A 17,715-nucleotide genomic window follows, 5' to 3' on the forward strand; every position below is an offset into this window, starting at 1 on the left:
TATGAAAGTTACTATAGACGGACATGAAATAGAAGTAGAACCAGGGACATCCATTCTACAAGCAGCAAGAATGATAGGAGGCGAATCAGTACCTCCTGCAATGTGCTATTATTCAAAACTAGAAGGTACAGGAGGAAAATGTAGAGCATGTTTAGTAGAAGTATCTAAAGGTAGTGAAGCAGATCCACGTCCTATGCCTAAACTAATGGCTTCTTGTAAAACAGGAGTTATGGACGGTATGGAGGTAAAAAGTATTTCTTCTCCAAGAGTACTAGAAGCACGTAAAGCAGTTACTGAATTCTTATTAATCAACCACCCTCTTGACTGTCCAGTATGTGACCAAGCAGGTGAGTGTGATTTACAAAACTTAGCTTTCAATCACGGTAAAGAACAAAAACGTTTCAAAGAAGAGAAAAGAACATTCGCTCCTGAAAATATCGGAGACAATATTCAGCTTCACATGAATCGTTGTATCCTTTGCTATAGATGTGTTAAGACAGCAGAACAACTAACAGATGCACGTGTACACGGTGTATGTGGACGTGGTGATCATGCACAAATATCAACTTATATATCAGCTGCAATTGATAATGAGTTCTCTGGAAATATGATAGATGTATGCCCTGTAGGAGCATTAACAGATAAAACATTCCGCTTTAAATCTCGTGTATGGTTTAACAAACCTTACAACGCTCATAGAGACTGCCCTACGTGTTCTGGTAAGGTAACATTATGGATGTTCGGTGAGGAAATCCAAAGAGTAACAGCTCGTAAAGATGAATTCCACGAAGTAGAAGAGTTTATCTGTAACAGTTGTCGTTTTGACCATAAAGACACAAAAGATTGGGTTGTTGAAGGACCGCGTAAGTTTGAGAAATTCTCTGTTATCAATCAAAACAACTACACTAAGAAATTAGATAAAGTAGTAATGAAAACAGAAAAACATATCTTAGAAGGACGTGACCAAGACCGCGTTAAAATTAGTATGAAGGAGATTCCTTTTACAGATAATGAATCTAAAGAATAAATCGGCATAAGTATGGATAAAACTATTATTATAGATAAGGCAGTTATCATTGTAGTTGTGTTTGCAGTTACGATGCTTATGGCGATGTATGCCACGTTAGCAGAACGTAAAATTGCTGCCTGGATACAAGACCGTCTAGGTCCTAACCGTGCTGGTAAAGGAGGTATATTACAACCACTAGCAGATGGTTTAAAACTATTCGCTAAAGAAGAAACACAACCAAACACACCAAATAAGTTCTTATTTAAGTTTGGTCCTTTCCTTGCGATGACATTAGCATTAATGACTAGTGCTGTTATTCCTTGGGGAGATAAGTTTCATTTATTTGGAAGAGATATTATATTACAAGCTGCTGACTTAAATGTTGGCTTACTATATATCATCGCAGTACTTTCTGTAGGAGTATATGGTATCATGATTGGAGCTTGGGCATCAAATAATAAATACTCTTTAATGAGTGGTATTCGTGCTGCGTCACAAATGATTTCGTATGAGATTGCAATGGGACTTTCACTAATATCATTACTATTAATGACTCAGTCATTAAGCATGCGAGAAATAGCATTACAACAACAAGGAATGAACTGGAACGTATTCTACCAACCAGTTGGTTTTTTAATATTCTTGATTTGTTCGTTTGCTGAAACTAATCGTGCACCTTTTGACTTAGCAGAATGTGAACAAGAATTAATTGGAGGATTCCACACAGAATATTCTTCTATGAAAATGGGATTCTTCCTTTTTGCTGAATATGCAAACTTATTTATCTCATCAGCTATCATCTCTGTACTATACTTTGGAGCGTATAACTATCCAGGTATGTCATGGGCTGTAGAAAACTGGGGAGTAAATATTGCAAACGTAATAGGTATTTTCGCTCTATTCGTTAAAATATGTTTCTTCATATTTGTTTATATGTGGGTTCGTTGGACTTTACCACGTTTCCGTTATGACCAATTGATGAACTTAGGATGGAAGTCATTAATTCCATTAGCATTGTTGAATTTAGTAATTACAGCTATTGTAATCTTACTAGTAAAAAGTTAAGCATGTCGACAAATACTTATTCATTATCAGGAAGAAAAAAGGAAGTTTCTAATAAGAAACTAACTTGGACAGAGAAGATCTACTTAGTAGCTATCTTCAAAGGAATGATGGTTACCTTAAAACACATGTTTAAGAAAAAAGTGACTATCGCTTATCCAGAACAACAAAGACCTTTCAGTGATGTATATCGCGGAAGACATATGCTAATGCGTGATGACGAAGGTAGAGAGCGTTGTACAGCTTGTGGATTATGTGCATTATCATGTCCTGCAGAGGCAATTTCAATGAAAGCAGCAGAACGCAAACCTGAAGAAGCACATCTTTATCGCGAGGAAAAATACGCTGAGATATACGAGATCAATATGCTTCGTTGTATATTTTGTGGTTTATGTGAAGAGGCTTGTCCAAAACAAGCAATTTACTTGACTACATCTAAACAAATCGCTAAAGCAGATGTTACACGTGAAAACTTCATCTTTGGAAAAGACAAATTAGTTATGCCCCTAGATGTAGCAATTGAAAATACTAAACAACAGAATCAAGCTTAATCATGGTAGAAATATTATTTTATATTCTTTCGACTATAACTCTCGGAAGTGCAGTACTTACCCTATTGAGCAAAAACCCTATTCATAGTGCTCTGTGGTTAGTGGTGAGTTTCTTTTCAATAGCTGGACACTACATTCTATTAAACTCACAGTTTTTAGGAATGGTACACATTATGGTTTACTCTGGTGCTATCATGATTTTAATGCTATTTACAATCATGTTAATGAACTTAAATATAAGCCATGAAATCTCTAAACCTTTTATCACTAAAGTTGTTGCTACAATAGCTTTCTGTTTAGTAGGTTTATTATTGCTTTCTATTACTATGCGTGGAGCTCAAACTTATGAATTGCAATATGCAACTCATGGACAAGACTTCCAATCAGTACAAGTACTAGGTAAAGTATTATTAAATGAATACGTAATGCCTTTCGAAATGGTAGCTGTTCTATTATTATTATCTATGATAGGTGCAGTACTAATCTCTAAAAAGGACAAAACCGATAAAGAAGCATAATTATGGAGAATGTAATTGAAATAATTGGTATTGACAGATACATTTACTTATCGATCATTTTATTCTGTATCGGAGTATTTGGTATTTTATATAGACGTAACGCAATTGTAATGTTTATGTGTATCGAGATTATGTTGAACTCTGCTAATATGCTATTAGTAGCGTTCTCTACTTATCATCAAGATGCACAGGGACAGGTATTCGTATTCTTTACTATGGCGGTAGCAGCAGCAGAAGTTGCAGTAGGACTAGCGATATTAGTAACGATATACAGAAATATTGGATCAATTGATATTGATAAATTAAAAAACTTAAAAGGATAATTCCGCATGGATACGAACGTAATTTTACTTTTATTATTGGCTCCTTTATTAGGGTCACTAGTTAATATTTTCTTCGGAAAGAAATTAGGTAATAGTGCTGGAATGATTGCTACCCTTGCAGTTTTAATTTCATTCATTATTACAGTAATAGCATTTGTACAAGTAAACGGTACAGGTGAACCAATACAAGTTGACTTATTTAATTGGATGTCAACAACGAGATTTGATATCTCTTTCGGATTCTTATTAGATCAACTTTCATTGTTATGGTTATTATTTGTTACAGGTATTGGTACGCTGATACACTGGTACTCTACTAGCTATATGAAAGGTGATGAGAACTATGGAAAGTTCTTTGCTTACCTTAACTTATTTATCTTCTTCATGATTTTATTAGTTACAGGAAGCAACTTACTAATCACATTTATTGGTTGGGAAGGTGTAGGACTTTGTTCATACTTACTTATCGGATTCTGGCATAAGAACCAATCATATAATGACGCAGCTAAGAAAGCATTTATCATGAACCGTATAGGAGATTTAGGTTTCCTAGTAGGAGTATTCATTTTAGCATTCTTATTCCAGTCGTTAGATTATATGACGATTAAGGAAGCTATTCTAAGCGGAACTAACCACCAAGTAAATACTTGGATTGGATATGCTGCTTTAGCTCTTTTCATTGGAGCAGTTGGTAAGAGTGCACAGATACCTTTGTACACTTGGTTACCAGATGCGATGGCAGGACCAACTCCTGTATCAGCATTAATCCACGCTGCTACGATGGTAACTGCAGGTATATTCTTAATCACTAGATTAAACTTTGTATTTGATCTTGTACCTCATATTCAAAACATAATCGCTATCGTTGGAGCATTCACTGCCCTATTCGCAGCAACTATTGGTCTTGTACAAAATGATATCAAAAAAGTACTTGCTTACTCTACAGTATCACAGTTAGGATTAATGTTTATGGCTATTGGTTTTGGAGCTTATGAGATTGCAGTATTCCACGTGATCACGCACGCTTTCTTTAAAGCTTGTTTATTCCTTGGATCAGGATCAGTTATACACGCTATGGGTGGAGAACAAGATATGCGTAAAATGGGTGGTCTACAGCCATTCATGAAAGTAACATACTTAACATTCTTAATCGCTACATTAGCTATCTCAGGATTCCCATTCTTCTCAGGTTTCTTCTCTAAAGATGAGATCTTATTAACAGCGTTTAAACACAATACTGTATTATACATTATTGGTTCATTAGCGTCTATTATGACCGCTTTCTATATGTTCCGTCTATTCTTCTTGACATTCAAAAAGAACTTTAGAGGAACTCAAGAACAAAAGAACCACTTACACGAAAGCCCTGCTGCTATGACTACACCATTAGTAGTATTAGCTGTACTTTCTGTAGTTGGAGGACTTATCAGCTTACCTGGTAATGGAAACTCTTGGTTAAACGAATATCTTAAACCTGTTATCGTAAATACAGTGACTAAACACAGTCATGAATTAGGTACATTAGAATATATCTTAATGGGAGTTGCTACTATTGGTTTCTTAATCGGGCTAGGTCTTGCTTACTCTAAGTACATTAGTAAAAATGAAGTACCTCAAGAAGACGAACAAATCGTTGGTTTCCATAAAGTACTTTACAACAAATACTACATTGATGAAATCTATCAAAAAGTAATTGTAAATCCCATCTACACACTAGCTACATTCCTAAGAGATGTAGTAGAAGTAGCTTTATCAGGAACTATATTTGGTTTAGGAAAGATAGCAGACGGATTATCTCTACAAGGTAAAAAAGCTCAAAACGGTAATATCGGATTGTACTTATTTGCCTTCGTATTCGGAATCTGTTTGATTTTATATTATTTATTCATTGCAAGATAACTTAGAGAGATGAACGTAACTATATTATTATTAACGTTATTAGTCGGAGCTATAGCGACCTACTTAGTAGGTAAACAATCAGCTGCTAAAGTAGCCTTGTTATTCGGACTAGTTGCTTTTGTAGAAACTTTAGTTCTAATCTGTTCACATAATTCTGGGGTTGACACAGGATATGTAACGCAATGGATGACTAACCCTAATATTCATTTAGCTTTTAAAGCAGATGGTTTAGGATTAGCTTTAGTTTTATTAACGACAGCATTAACTCCTGTGATTATATTATCATCATTAGGAGATCACATAGAGAAATCTAATGCATTCTATGCATTAGTAATGTTTATGTCATTCGCTATGACAGGGACATTCTTAGCATCTGATGGATTCTTATATTACATCTTCTGGGAGTTATCATTACTACCTATTTACTTCATTGCTTTATTATGGGGTAATGACAGTTTCGAAGCACGTAAGAAAGCAATCTTTAAGTTCTTTATTTACACATTTGCAGGTTCATTATTCATGTTAGTTGGATTTATCTATCTATACCAACGTGCTGGTAGCTTTATGCTAATAGACCTGTATAATGCTAAATTATCAGCTACAGAACAGTACTGGATCTTCTTAGCATTCTTTATTGCTTATGCGATTAAGATTCCTGTATTCCCATTCCACACATGGCAGGCTTCTACTTATGAGAAAGCACCTACAGTAGGAACAATGTTATTAGCTGGTATCATGCTTAAGATGGGGTTATACTCTATCATCCGTTGGCAATTACCTATCTCTCCAATAGCAGCAAAAGAAGTAATGCCTACTATCTTAGTACTGTGTATCATTGGTGTAGTATATGGTTCTATCGTAGCATTAAAACAGTCGAATATCAAAAGATTCTTTGCATATTCTTCATTAGCTCACGTAGGTCTTATTGCAGCAGGAGCATATTCATTGACATTAGACGGATTAAGAGGAGCTGTTTTACAAATGATAGCACACGGATTCGTAATCGTAGGTTTATTCTACGTAGCTGAGATTATTTACAAACGTTACCAGACTAGAATGATTGGTGAGATGGGAGGTATTAGACAACAAGCTCCTAAGTTCGCTTCATTATTCATGATCTTAATGTTTGCTTCAATAGGATTACCAGGAACATTCAGTTTCATTGGAGAGTTCAACTTGCTTTTAGGATTATCACAAGTGAATATATGGTATGCTATCATTGGGGGTACCTCTATTATCTTAGGTGCATTCTATATGCTTAGAATGTTCCAAAAGTCGATGTTAGGAGAGACTAACACTAAAGTATTCGCTGATGTGAATACTAAAGAAGTAGTGATCTTAGGCGTATTAGCAGTAGCTGTTATATTCTTCGGTATATTCCCACAGCCATTATCTGACTTGATCACACCTAGTTTGGTTGAAATAATGTCTTATATTAAGTAATAAATAGTAAGGAGTCAGTACATAACTGATGAATTTAATTCCAAAATAAAACAAATGAATACATTAATAGCAATTGGAGTATTAGCGGTTTTAGTACTTGTACTAGAAATCATCAATTTGCGCAAAGTAGTCATTCCTGCGACACTTTTAGGATTACTAGGTATCTTGGGATATACTGTATGCAATATTGATGTGGTACAGGCATATTATAACAATATGTTTGTAAGCACTAAATTTTCTACCGCATTTTCATCTTTATTTATAGCCCTAACTATTTTCTTAGTAGCATTAAGTAAAGATTTTTATAAAACAGAATTCTCAAAGATATCAGACTACATCTCATTAAAGCTTTTCCTTTTAATGGGAGCGATATGTATGGTAAGCTTTGGTAATATGGCTATGTTCTTCCTAGGACTTGAGATTCTTTCTATCACATTATACATTCTATGTGGTACAGATCGCAAGAACATTAAGAGTAACGAAGCTGCGATGAAGTATTTCCTTTTAGGATCATTTGCTTCAGGAGTAGTTTTATTCGGTATTGCTTTAATCTATGGAGCTACAGGGTCATTTGACGTAGTTAGAATAAAAGAAGTAGCACTAGCAGGAGCATTACCGATATGGTATTCTTTAGGGACTACGATGATTATCATAGGTATGTTATTTAAGATAGCAGCTGTTCCATTCCACTTCTGGGCACCAGACGTGTACCAAGGAGCACCTAGTCTTACGACAGCACTGATGAGTACATTAGTTAAAGTGGCTGCAGTAGCTACGCTGTACAGACTAAGCATGTACTTATTAGTAGATATGCCTAGTCAGTATATCAACATAATAGTAGTAATCGCTATTCTAACGATGACGGTAGGTAATATCATGGCTATCCGTCAAGATAATATGAAGCGTCTATTAGCTTATTCAGGTATCTCGCATGCAGGATTCATGATGATGGCACTTACAGCATTGGGTACAGCCTCAGCTAACCTATTCTACTACGCATCAGCATATGCAGTAGCAGGTATAGCAGCATTCACTGTATTAATCATTGTAACAAAGAATAAAGAAAACGAACAAATATCTAACTTCAATGGATTAGCGAAGAAGAACCCTCTTCTTGCTATTATCCTTTCTGTAGCGTTATTATCTATGGGAGGTATACCTATTTTTGCTGGATTCTTTGGTAAGTTCTTCTTATTCTCTCAGGCGATAAGTAATGGATTTATAGCATTAGTTATCTTCGGGGTGATTAACTCATTTATCAGTATCTATTACTACCTAAAAGTAATCATTGGAATGTATGCTTCTACTGAAGAAGAGACAGAACATATCCAAGTACCATTAACATATAAGATTGTAGGAGTTACTGCGATCGTTATAAATATCGTTATTGGTCTATGTCCATCGATTCTTTTAAACCTATTCAATTAGAACAAAATAAATAACAACTCGATAGATTACACTAAAGGTGGCGTTTTATTAATAAAACGTCACCTTTTTTTATCACCTATATCATCATCAAAATAGTACAACCAAAAACTACAAAAATACAGGTGGTTATTCTTTTGCTTAATTTTCATTTAAAAGACATTTAATTTTAAAAAGCACATCTTTTTAAGACATTTCTATCTAATTCCACATAACTTCAAAAAACTAAAAAAACTCGCATTTCATCACGTTTATTTTATTCTAAATCAGCACTTGTGACAATTAGCTAGACTTAATAAAACTTATCTATGCCAATATCTCATTATAAGCACTAAATCAGTTAAAAAGCATAAAAAAAACAAATGCTAAATCCTTCATAAAACAAACACAAATACAACACAAACAACTGGATTACAATTAATTACTATCTTTAGTTCAATAATTTCGTTTCCTAAGCATTCTTTATCTTTAGTGCTTAATTGTAATTACTTTTTATATGAAGAAGTTGAAAGTAAATGCGATAATACACACTCAATATCAAAACCTTAAAAAGGAACTAACGGAAATCATTGAAGCCTATGACGAAATAGATACTTATATCGCTAAAGGAACTAGAAATAGTATCAAACTTGTAGTCTTATCTACGGGGCAGAAGGTTGCTATTAAATCCTTTAAGAAACCCAATCTTATCAATAGATACGTATACCGAAATATACGTAAGTCTAAAGGTCTGAGATCATTTGAAAACGCTGAAAGATTAAACAATTTAGGAATCAATGCACCACATTCGATTGCTTATTTTGAATACATCTCTAAAGGTGCATTAAGAAACTCATACTACATATCAGAATTTATTGATACAGATATCACTTATAGGGATCTAGCACAGAACCTAGATTGTCCTAACAGGGAGAGAGTCCTTGAGGAGTTCGTTGAATTCTCTTTTAAATTACACGAGAATGGTATTAATTTCTTAGACCATTCACCAGGTAACACTTTGATAAAAGTAAGAGAAGATGGTTCGCATGAATTTTATCTAGTAGATATCAACAGAATGAAGTTTGATCAAGAAATGAGTTTCTCACATCGAATGAAAAACTTGTCACACTTGACTACAAACATTCAAGATATCGAGAAGATGGCTACCCATTATGCTGAGCTTGTTGGTAAGAGCTCACGTGATGTGTTTATAAAACTTTGGTTAGAGACTATCAAGTTTCAATACAGGTTTTATAAAAAGCAATCCATAAAAAATAAAGTAAAAAAAATGTATTATCAATAGCGTTTAAAACACCTCAGTATCATCTAGAGGTGTTTTTTTATATCCCTTACGCCATTATTTGACTCATAATGCCTCAGTATGCCTTTATTGATCTTCTTTGCTCTTTTTGCCCAAGACTGCATCATCTAAAAAAACATAAACAACTATTTATCAATCTATTAAAACACATAGAATACAAATCATTCGGGAGCCATTCGGAAACAACCAATATCTACACGGGTTAAAGGCCATTTTTCAAAAGCATACCCTATCACTACCCGAACCATCTACTACCCAAAACCTCATCGCTTAAAACGTATAAAAACAACATTTTTTACCTCAACTCAAAAACATTCTCATCAAACATATACCAAATAGAATATAACTAACGTTATTTAACATCAACAAAGATTTTTGTACCTTAGTAAAGTTAAATTTAATATAAGAACTATCCTTTATGTCTGATAATACACAATCTCCTAGAGTAGTATGTTTTGGTGAAGTACTTTGGGACATATTCCCAACGTATAAGAAGATTGGTGGAGCACCATTAAATGTCGCTTATCACCTACACAAGATGGGTATAGCCTCACACATTATTACCAAAGTTGGTACTGATGATGCTGGTCAAAAGATTGTTTCAAGACTAAAAGAAGTAGGTGCATGCACATCTTACATCCAAACAGACTCTACAAAAAAGACAGGAACGGTATTCGCTACTTTCGATGATCACAACGAAGCTAGTTATGAATTCTTAAAGAATAGTGCTTGGGATTTTATTGATTTCAAACAAGAAGATTTTGATTTAGTAGCTAAGTCAGATGCCTTTGTATTCGGTACCTTAGCGAGTAGAACGCCTCATACTAGAGAGACGCTACATAAACTGCTAGATGCTGCAAAGTATAAAGTCTACGACGTCAACCTTAGACCGCCTCATTACGAATTAGAATTCGTAGTAGAACTGATGCATAAAGCAGATTTACTAAAGATGAATAAATTCGAACTAAAAGAGATCCTAGAGTATCTAGAAGAACCCTATACATCAGAAGAAAATGCCATTAAGTTTGTACAAAAACACTTTGACTGTGATGAGATTATCATTTCTAAAGGAGATAAGGGAGGACTTTATTTAAATAAGGAGATGCTTTATAGTTATCCTGCAGTAGATATCGTGATTAGAGATACAGTAGGCAGTGGAGACTCTTACCTTTCAGGTTTCTTATCAGCTAAGTTGAACGGGTATGATCCTATTCAGATTATAAAAACAGCTGCTTCATTAGGGGCCTTTGTTACCTCTCATACAGGAGCTAATCCAGAGTACGAAAGAGAAGATTTTGACATTTTTTACTATGAAACGATCTTCAAAGATGAATTAATTACGAGTAAAAACATCTTAGAAGAACCGAAAACACCTGAAAAATAAGAAAAAAAGAGCTTTTTTTAAAAAAACTGCTTTGATATTAAAAAAAAGTATAATTTAGCATTCATAACAAAGACAAAAAATGAATACACAATTTTTAAATACTAATTGGTGGTGGCTAGCTAAATCCTATCAGGGTTCGGTTGGTCGTACTATGTATTTAAATTGTGATTAGTTATAGATAGAATTATATACACATTTTATATAGATGAAGCCTGCTAGGAACCCCTAGCAGGCTTTTTTTTGCTTTAAACTCAAATATTTACAAGAAATGAAACTACACATCAATCACAAAAAAATACTTGGAGACCTATACACTCCTATCGAAATCTACCTCAAACTAAGAGATAAGTTCTCTAATAGTTTTTTATTAGAGAATTCTAGCAACCACTCGAGAGAGAACAGTTGTTCTTACATCTGCTTTGAGCCAATGATGTCTTATATCGTTACTGCAGATACGACTACAGTCCAGACCTTAGAGAACACCACGACATATCCTACAGCTGATATCAATGTTCTAGATCAACTACAACTGTTCATCAAAGAAATCAACGTAGAAAATGCCAATCAATATGATTACTTAAAGGCAGGTATCTATGGATATACGAGTTATGACAGCATACCACTAGTACATGATATACAGTTTAAACCAAGTGATAACAGCCTTCCATTAATGCAGTACCACTTCTTTAAGTATATCATTGTATATGATCACTATAAAAATGAAATGCACTTAGTAGAATACGCACTTACAGGAGAAGAAAGTCAATTAAATAAGATACATACCTATCTAAACACCAATAGCATCACTCCCTACCCTTTCAAAACGGTAGACACTCCGAAGACTCCTTATACAGATGAAGAGTTTCTTGAGATTATCAAAAAAGGAAAAGAACACTGCTATAGAGGAGATGTATTCCAGCTAGTACTCTCACGCAAGTATAAGCAGCAGTTTACCGGAGATGAGTTTAATGTATATAGAGCACTCCGTTCTATTAACCCTTCTCCTTACCTATTCTATTTTGACTACGGAGCATTTAAGATATTCGGTTCTTCTCCTGAAGCACAAGTAGTCGTTAAGGAGAATAAGGCGTATGTCAATCCAATAGCAGGCACATTTAGAAAAACAGAGGACAAGGCTCAGAACGAGATACTAACACAACAACTGCTAAATGACCCTAAAGAGAATGCAGAACATATCATGCTTGTAGACCTTGCTAGAAATGACCTAAGCATCACAGGGACAGAGGTCACAGTAGAAGAGTATAAAACGGTAGAGCAATACTCTCATGTCATCCATCTAGTGTCTAAAGTTAGTGCTAGCATAGATATGCAGAAAGATAGCCTTAATGTATTCGCTAATACCTTCCCAGCAGGGACACTATCAGGAGCACCTAAGCACAGAGCGATGGAACTAATCAATCAATACGAACCAGAGAGCAGAGGATTCTATGGAGGTACGATAGGTTTTATCACCTTAGATGGAGAGATTAACCATGCCATCTTTATCCGATCTGCTCTGAGTTATCAGAACGAGTTACACTATCAGGCAGGATGTGGTATCGTGACGAAGTCAAATGACTTGTCAGAATTAAAAGAAATAGAAAACAAACTAAGTGCTATCACACTAGCTATCCGTGAAGCCCAAAACATATAAGTTATGAAAGTATTAGTAATCGACAATTATGATTCTTTTATCTACAATGTGATACACATCCTAAAAGAACTAGGGATAGAAACAATAGATATCATTAAGAATGATAAGATAGCACTAGAGCAAATAGATCAGTACGATAAGATTATTCTTTCGCCAGGACCGGGTATACCATCAGAAGCTGGCAGACTAATGGAAGTGATAGCCTATGCTGCTAACCATAAAGACATATTAGGTATCTGCTTAGGGCATCAGGCTATAGGTGAGTACTATGGTCACCAATTAAAAAGGCTAGAAACTCCACTACACGGCATATCATCACCTATACAGCTAGCTGCACCTGATGAACTGTTCCAGTCTATGCCAGATCACTCCCCTATCGCACATTATCACTCATGGGTAATAGAAGACAAGGACAGTGAGCTAACAGTCACAGCCTATGACGAGCAACAGAATATCATGGCTGTGAAGCATCGAACACATAATGTCAGAGGAGTACAGTTTCACCCAGAGTCAATATTGACTACGTATGGAAAAGAGATTATTAAAAATTGGATTAAAAACTAATGCTATGAAAGAGATATTAAATCACTTAATACAACACAGGACACTTACTACAGAACAAGCCAAAGAGATAGTCATCAATATGGCTAATGACAAGTATACAGATGCACAGATGGCTTCTCTACTGACTACATTCATCATGAGACCCATCACATTAGAGGAGTTAAGAGGATTCAGAGAAGGAATGTTACAGCTCGCTAATAAGGTAGATCTATCCGACTATAACCCTATGGACTTATGCGGTACAGGAGGAGATGGTAAAGACACTTTTAATATATCTACACTGTCATCCTTTGTGACCGCAGGAGCAGGTATCCCAGTAGCTAAGCATGGTAACTACGGAGTGTCTTCTATCTCAGGATCATCAAGTGTGATGGAGAACTTGGGTATACATTTTAAAAGCACAGAAGCAGAGCTAAAAGAACAATTGACAGAAGCGAATATCTGTTTCCTACACGCACCTTTATTTCACCCAGCCATGAAGCGAATCGCTCCTGTGAGAAAAGCACTTGGTGTGAAGACGTTCTTTAATATGCTTGGCCCGTTGACTAATCCTGCTCAGCCTAAGGTACAGCTAGTAGGTCTGTTTAATCTTGAGCTATTGAGAATGTATAAATACTTCTTGCAGGCAGAGAATACACAGTACAGCATTATACACGCCTTAGATGGCTATGATGAATGTAGCTTGACTAAATCAGCTAAGCTAGTCAATAACAAAGAAGAGAAGCTAATAGACGCTTCTTACTTTAATAGTCCTGCCATCCGTGAAGAAGAAATAAAAGGAGGTAAAACAGTAGAAGAGTCGGCGTATATCTTCTGGCAAATACTTAAAGGTAAAGGTACCTCTGCTCAGAATAATGTAGTCCTTGCCAATAGCGCATTAGCTATTAATACCTACTATCCTGAACTAAGCATCTTAGAGGCAAAAGCAAGAGCAGAAGAATCTCTACTAGGAGGAAAAGCAAAAGAGAAGTTTGAAATACTAAAAGAATTGAGATGAAGATATTAGAACAAATAAAAGCACATAAACAAATAGAAGTAGCACAACGCAAAACTGTAAAGAGTATTACTGACCTAAGAAATACTCCATTATACAACAGAACACCGCTTGATTTTAAGTCTGCTATACTTGCTAAGAACAACAGAGCGATCATCGCAGAGTTTAAGAGACAGTCTCCTTCTAAAGGAATCATTCATCCCAACGCGAATGTCTCTGAGATAGTAAAAGGGTATGAAGCAAATGGAGCTGCGGCTTTATCAATTCTAAACGACAGTCAATTCTTCGGTGCTCTACCCTCTGACTTTGCTAACGCACGTGCTTCAGTAGACTTGCCCTTATTACAGAAAGACTTTATCCTAGACGAGTACCAGATAGAAGAAGCTAAAGCGCTAGGTGCAGACGCCATTCTATTGATCGCTAAAATGCTTCCTATAGAGCGTGTCAAAGTATTGACAGATTATGCACATCAGCTTGGCTTACAAATATTACTAGAAACGCATACTGAACAAGAAATACGAGACCATTTACATACTGAGTTTGACCTCATCGGGATAAACAATAGAGATCTAAACACCTTTGAAGTCAATATTCAGCACAGTATCGCCTTAGCTAATCTATTGCCAAAGCAAGCCGTAAAGATAGCAGAAAGCGGTATACAGAATGCCAATACGCTATTAGAATTAGCGGACAATGGATTCTCAGGGTTCTTAATGGGTGAGTACTTTATGAAGACTGCTAATCCTGCTGAACAACTAAGGTTATTACAACAAGAGATTAAACTGTAAACAGCGATGAAGAAGATAAAGATTTGTGGGATGTTTGATATAGACAATATTAATTCTGTTGGGCAAGAGCAGATTGACATGATGGGATTTATCTTTTATCCGAAGTCAAAGCGCTATGTAAGTAGAGATATTAACAAGGCTGTTGATAACCTACCTCATCATATTCAGAAAGTAGGTGTATTCGTCAATGCTACAAGAGAAGAAATAACGCAACGCATAAAGCAGTATAAGCTAGACTATATACAACTTCACGGTAACGAAAGCCCAGAAGATTGTGCTTACCATAAAGAGCAAGGCATAAAAGTAATCAAGGCTTTCTCTATAGGAACAGCAGAGGACTTAAGTCAATTAGAACAATACGAAGCATACTGTGACTTATTTGTATTTGACACGCCTACTCCAGAGTATGGAGGTAGTGGATTATCATTTGACTGGGATGTATTACAGCATTATCAAGGTAGTACCCCTTATCTGCTAAGTGGAGGATTAGGATTACACAACATACAGTCCGCTTTGCTATTACGAGACAATAAATTAGTGGGGTTTGACCTCAACAGTAAATTAGAAAACAACCAACATCATAAAGACATAACACTAGTCAAAGAGCTAGTCAAAAAAATAAGAGACTATGAAAGAATTTAACCCAAACGAACAAGGATATTACGGAGAGTACGGAGGTTCATTTATCCCTGAGATGCTGTATAAGAATGTATCAGACTTACAAGAGAGCTACCTAGATATCATACAGACAGAAGATTTTCAACAAGAACTAAATAAGCTACTTAAAGATTATGTGGGGAGACCTACTCCTCTATTCTATTCTGCTAACTTATCTGCTAAATATAAAGCAAAGATTTATCTGAAAAGAGAAGATCTAAATCACACAGGAGCCCATAAAATCAACAATACGATAGGACAAGTACTCTTAGCCAAACGCCTAGGCAAAAAGAGAATTATAGCTGAGACAGGTGCAGGTCAGCACGGGGTAGCTACTGCTACTACTTGCGCACTGTTAAACCTAGAGTGTACTGTATTTATGGGAGCACATGATATCGAACGTCAGAAGCCAAACGTAGAACGCATGCGTATGCTAGGGGCAAAAGTAGTAGCTGCTGAGAGTGGGAGCAAGACTTTAAAAGACGCTACAAATGAAGCCATACGTGAATGGATCAATAATCCACAAGAGACCTATTATGTGATCGGCTCTGTAGTAGGCCCTCATCCTTATCCTGATATGGTAGCGAAGTTTCAATCTATCATCAGTAAAGAAATAAAAGCACAGCTCATAGAGCAAGAGAATACTCCTAATCCAGACTATGTAGTAGCATGTGTAGGTGGAGGAAGTAATGCGATGGGAGCTTTCTACCACTTTATAGATAATGGACATACAAAGTTAATCGCAGTAGAAGCGGCAGGTTTAGGAGTAGAAACTGGACAGACTGCGGCTACTATCGCCTTAGGAAAACAAGGTATTATCCACGGTAGCAAGACTTACCTTATACAGACGGAGGATGGACAGATTATAGAGCCTTATTCTATCTCTGCCGGATTAGATTATCCTGGTATAGGGCCTGCACACGCTTATCTAAGTGATACTGGTAAGATCACGGTGGGTAGTATCACTGATGACGAGGCTATCAAAGCTGCTTTTGAATTAACGCGTATCGATGGGATTATAACTGCTCTAGAATCAGCACACGCCTTAGCTTACCTAAATAAAATGGAGCTAAAAGAAAGCGATATCGTAGTGGTAAACTTATCAGGACGAGGCGATAAAGACATGATTACTTACTCTAAATACTTCAACCATGAATAACAGAATCAACACACTCTTCACAGAGAAGAAATCCAATATACTTTCGATCTACTTCACAGCAGGCTATCCTGCTATAGAAGACACGATGACCATCTTAAAAAACCTAGATAACGCAGGTGTGGATTTAGTAGAAATAGGCATGCCATTCTCAGATCCACTAGCAGACGGGCCAGTTATACAGCATAGCAGTGAACAGGCGTTACTAAATGGCATCACAATCTCTAAGCTATTCGAACAATTAAAAGAAATGAGACAGCACATTACTATCCCTGTTGTCTTAATGGGGTATCTAAATCCAGTACTAAGATATGGTGTAGAGGCATTCATAGTGAAATGCGCAGAAGTAGGTGTAGATGGTATTATCCTACCAGACTTACCTATGGACTATTACTTATCTCATTTCAAGAAACACTGTGATCAACACAACGTCTGTAATATTATGTTGATAAGTAATGATACTTCAACAGAACGCGTGCGCCATATAGATGAGCAGACAGATAGTTTTATCTATCTAGTCTCTTCTAACGGAACTACAGGCTCTAACAAGTCTTTAGAAGAACAACAAGCATACTATAAACACATTCAAGATTTAAAACTTAAAAACCCTGCTCTTATCGGCTTTGGGGTAAGAGATAAACACACGTATAATCTCACGAATCAATACAGCTCAGGGGCGATTATAGGTACAGCCTTTATGAAGCATATTAATGAACATGGTATTAGTGAGGATAGCATTCTTAACTTCGTCAAGAGCATTAGGTAAGTATAGCCCTAATACTTTTGACAATATATACTAAACAAAATAGGCAACTCGCATGAGTTGCCTATTTTGTTATTTTAAAGAATGGTGATTAAGAACATCCGCAGCTACCTCCGCCACAAGAACCTTTCTTATTCGTTTTATTCTTCCAAAAGCCTTTTTTAATGATGTACCCCAATGCAATAATTACAATTGCATAGGCAATTATTTCTTGGTAACCCATAA

At 35.9% G+C, this 17,715-nt stretch carries 18 protein-coding genes; 17 read left to right on the forward strand and 1 reads right to left on the reverse strand.

All coding sequences use genetic code 11. The annotated features are described in order from the left end of the window. The first annotated feature begins 1 nt into the window (after position 1). The 17 genes from AABL85_RS00485 to trpA all read left to right on the forward strand — a co-directional run bounded on the left by AABL85_RS00485 (position 2) and on the right by trpA (position 17,493). Positions 2-1,027, forward strand: coding sequence for a 2Fe-2S iron-sulfur cluster-binding protein (locus tag AABL85_RS00485; RefSeq protein ID WP_341308807.1), 1,026 nt, complete (start codon positions 2-4; stop codon positions 1,025-1,027). A gap of 12 nt (positions 1,028-1,039) precedes the next feature. Next, the gene (nuoH, locus tag AABL85_RS00490; RefSeq protein WP_006257697.1) at positions 1,040-2,074 is read left to right on the forward strand and encodes an NADH-quinone oxidoreductase subunit NuoH; all 1,035 of its coding nucleotides are present in this window, start codon (positions 1,040-1,042) and stop codon (positions 2,072-2,074) included. Between the two features lie 2 nt (positions 2,075-2,076). Then, on the forward strand, positions 2,077-2,622 hold the full coding sequence (locus tag AABL85_RS00495; RefSeq protein ID WP_006257699.1) for a NuoI/complex I 23 kDa subunit family protein: 546 nt from the start codon (positions 2,077-2,079) through the stop codon (positions 2,620-2,622). Positions 2,623-2,624: 2 nt separating this feature from the next. Continuing rightward, entirely contained in the window at positions 2,625-3,140 is a 516-nt protein-coding gene (locus AABL85_RS00500) for an NADH-quinone oxidoreductase subunit J family protein (protein WP_286414728.1), read from the forward strand. Between the two features lie 2 nt (positions 3,141-3,142). Then, positions 3,143-3,463 (forward strand): NADH-quinone oxidoreductase subunit NuoK, encoded by a 321-nt coding sequence (gene nuoK, locus AABL85_RS00505; protein ID WP_006257701.1) that lies wholly within the window; start codon positions 3,143-3,145, stop codon positions 3,461-3,463. Positions 3,464-3,469: 6 nt separating this feature from the next. After that, a complete protein-coding gene (nuoL, locus tag AABL85_RS00510) occupies positions 3,470-5,362 on the forward strand; it encodes an NADH-quinone oxidoreductase subunit L (protein ID WP_259638005.1) in 1,893 nt (630 codons plus the stop codon). A gap of 9 nt (positions 5,363-5,371) precedes the next feature. Next, the gene (locus tag AABL85_RS00515) at positions 5,372-6,805 is read left to right on the forward strand and encodes a complex I subunit 4 family protein (RefSeq protein WP_016650019.1); all 1,434 of its coding nucleotides are present in this window, start codon (positions 5,372-5,374) and stop codon (positions 6,803-6,805) included. A 54-nt stretch (positions 6,806-6,859) separates the two neighbouring features. After that, on the forward strand, positions 6,860-8,233 hold the full coding sequence (locus AABL85_RS00520) for an NADH-quinone oxidoreductase subunit N (protein ID WP_341308808.1): 1,374 nt from the start codon (positions 6,860-6,862) through the stop codon (positions 8,231-8,233). 493 nt (positions 8,234-8,726) lie between these two features. Beyond that, on the forward strand, positions 8,727-9,512 hold the full coding sequence (locus AABL85_RS00525; RefSeq protein ID WP_286414733.1) for a lipopolysaccharide kinase InaA family protein: 786 nt from the start codon (positions 8,727-8,729) through the stop codon (positions 9,510-9,512). A gap of 436 nt (positions 9,513-9,948) precedes the next feature. Continuing rightward, positions 9,949-10,914: a carbohydrate kinase gene (locus AABL85_RS00530; protein WP_341308809.1), complete on the forward strand. Its 966-nt coding sequence runs from the start codon at positions 9,949-9,951 to the stop codon at positions 10,912-10,914. Between the two features lie 268 nt (positions 10,915-11,182). Then, a complete protein-coding gene (locus AABL85_RS00535) occupies positions 11,183-12,568 on the forward strand; it encodes an anthranilate synthase component I family protein (protein WP_341308810.1) in 1,386 nt (461 codons plus the stop codon). Between the two features lie 3 nt (positions 12,569-12,571). Next, positions 12,572-13,132, forward strand: coding sequence for an aminodeoxychorismate/anthranilate synthase component II (locus AABL85_RS00540; protein ID WP_341308811.1), 561 nt, complete (start codon positions 12,572-12,574; stop codon positions 13,130-13,132). 4 nt (positions 13,133-13,136) lie between these two features. After that, positions 13,137-14,129 carry an anthranilate phosphoribosyltransferase gene (gene trpD / locus AABL85_RS00545; RefSeq protein ID WP_341308812.1) on the forward strand — a complete coding sequence of 331 codons (993 nt, stop codon included), beginning with the start codon at positions 13,137-13,139 and terminating at the stop codon, positions 14,127-14,129. Beyond that, a complete protein-coding gene (gene trpC, locus AABL85_RS00550) occupies positions 14,126-14,914 on the forward strand; it encodes an indole-3-glycerol phosphate synthase TrpC (protein WP_341308813.1) in 789 nt (262 codons plus the stop codon). The genes trpD and trpC overlap by 4 nt, the downstream gene beginning before the upstream one ends. 6 nt (positions 14,915-14,920) lie before the next feature. Next, the gene (locus AABL85_RS00555) at positions 14,921-15,556 is read left to right on the forward strand and encodes a phosphoribosylanthranilate isomerase (RefSeq protein WP_341308814.1); all 636 of its coding nucleotides are present in this window, start codon (positions 14,921-14,923) and stop codon (positions 15,554-15,556) included. After that, positions 15,543-16,730 carry a tryptophan synthase subunit beta gene (trpB, locus tag AABL85_RS00560; protein WP_341308815.1) on the forward strand — a complete coding sequence of 396 codons (1,188 nt, stop codon included), beginning with the start codon at positions 15,543-15,545 and terminating at the stop codon, positions 16,728-16,730. The genes AABL85_RS00555 and trpB overlap by 14 nt, the downstream gene beginning before the upstream one ends. Beyond that, on the forward strand, positions 16,723-17,493 hold the full coding sequence (trpA, locus tag AABL85_RS00565; RefSeq protein ID WP_341308816.1) for a tryptophan synthase subunit alpha: 771 nt from the start codon (positions 16,723-16,725) through the stop codon (positions 17,491-17,493). Before trpB ends, trpA begins: the two co-directional genes overlap by 8 nt. Before the next feature lie 88 nt (positions 17,494-17,581). On the opposite strand, the gene AABL85_RS00570 is transcribed toward trpA, so the two are convergent. Then, the gene (locus AABL85_RS00570) at positions 17,582-17,713 is read right to left on the reverse strand and encodes a FeoB-associated Cys-rich membrane protein (protein ID WP_006257716.1); all 132 of its coding nucleotides are present in this window, start codon (positions 17,711-17,713) and stop codon (positions 17,582-17,584) included. Positions 17,714-17,715: the final 2 nt, after the last annotated feature.

The organism is Myroides odoratimimus, from assembly GCF_038039805.1.
Taxonomy (GTDB): Bacteria; Bacteroidota; Bacteroidia; order Flavobacteriales; family Flavobacteriaceae; genus Flavobacterium; species Flavobacterium odoratimimum_B.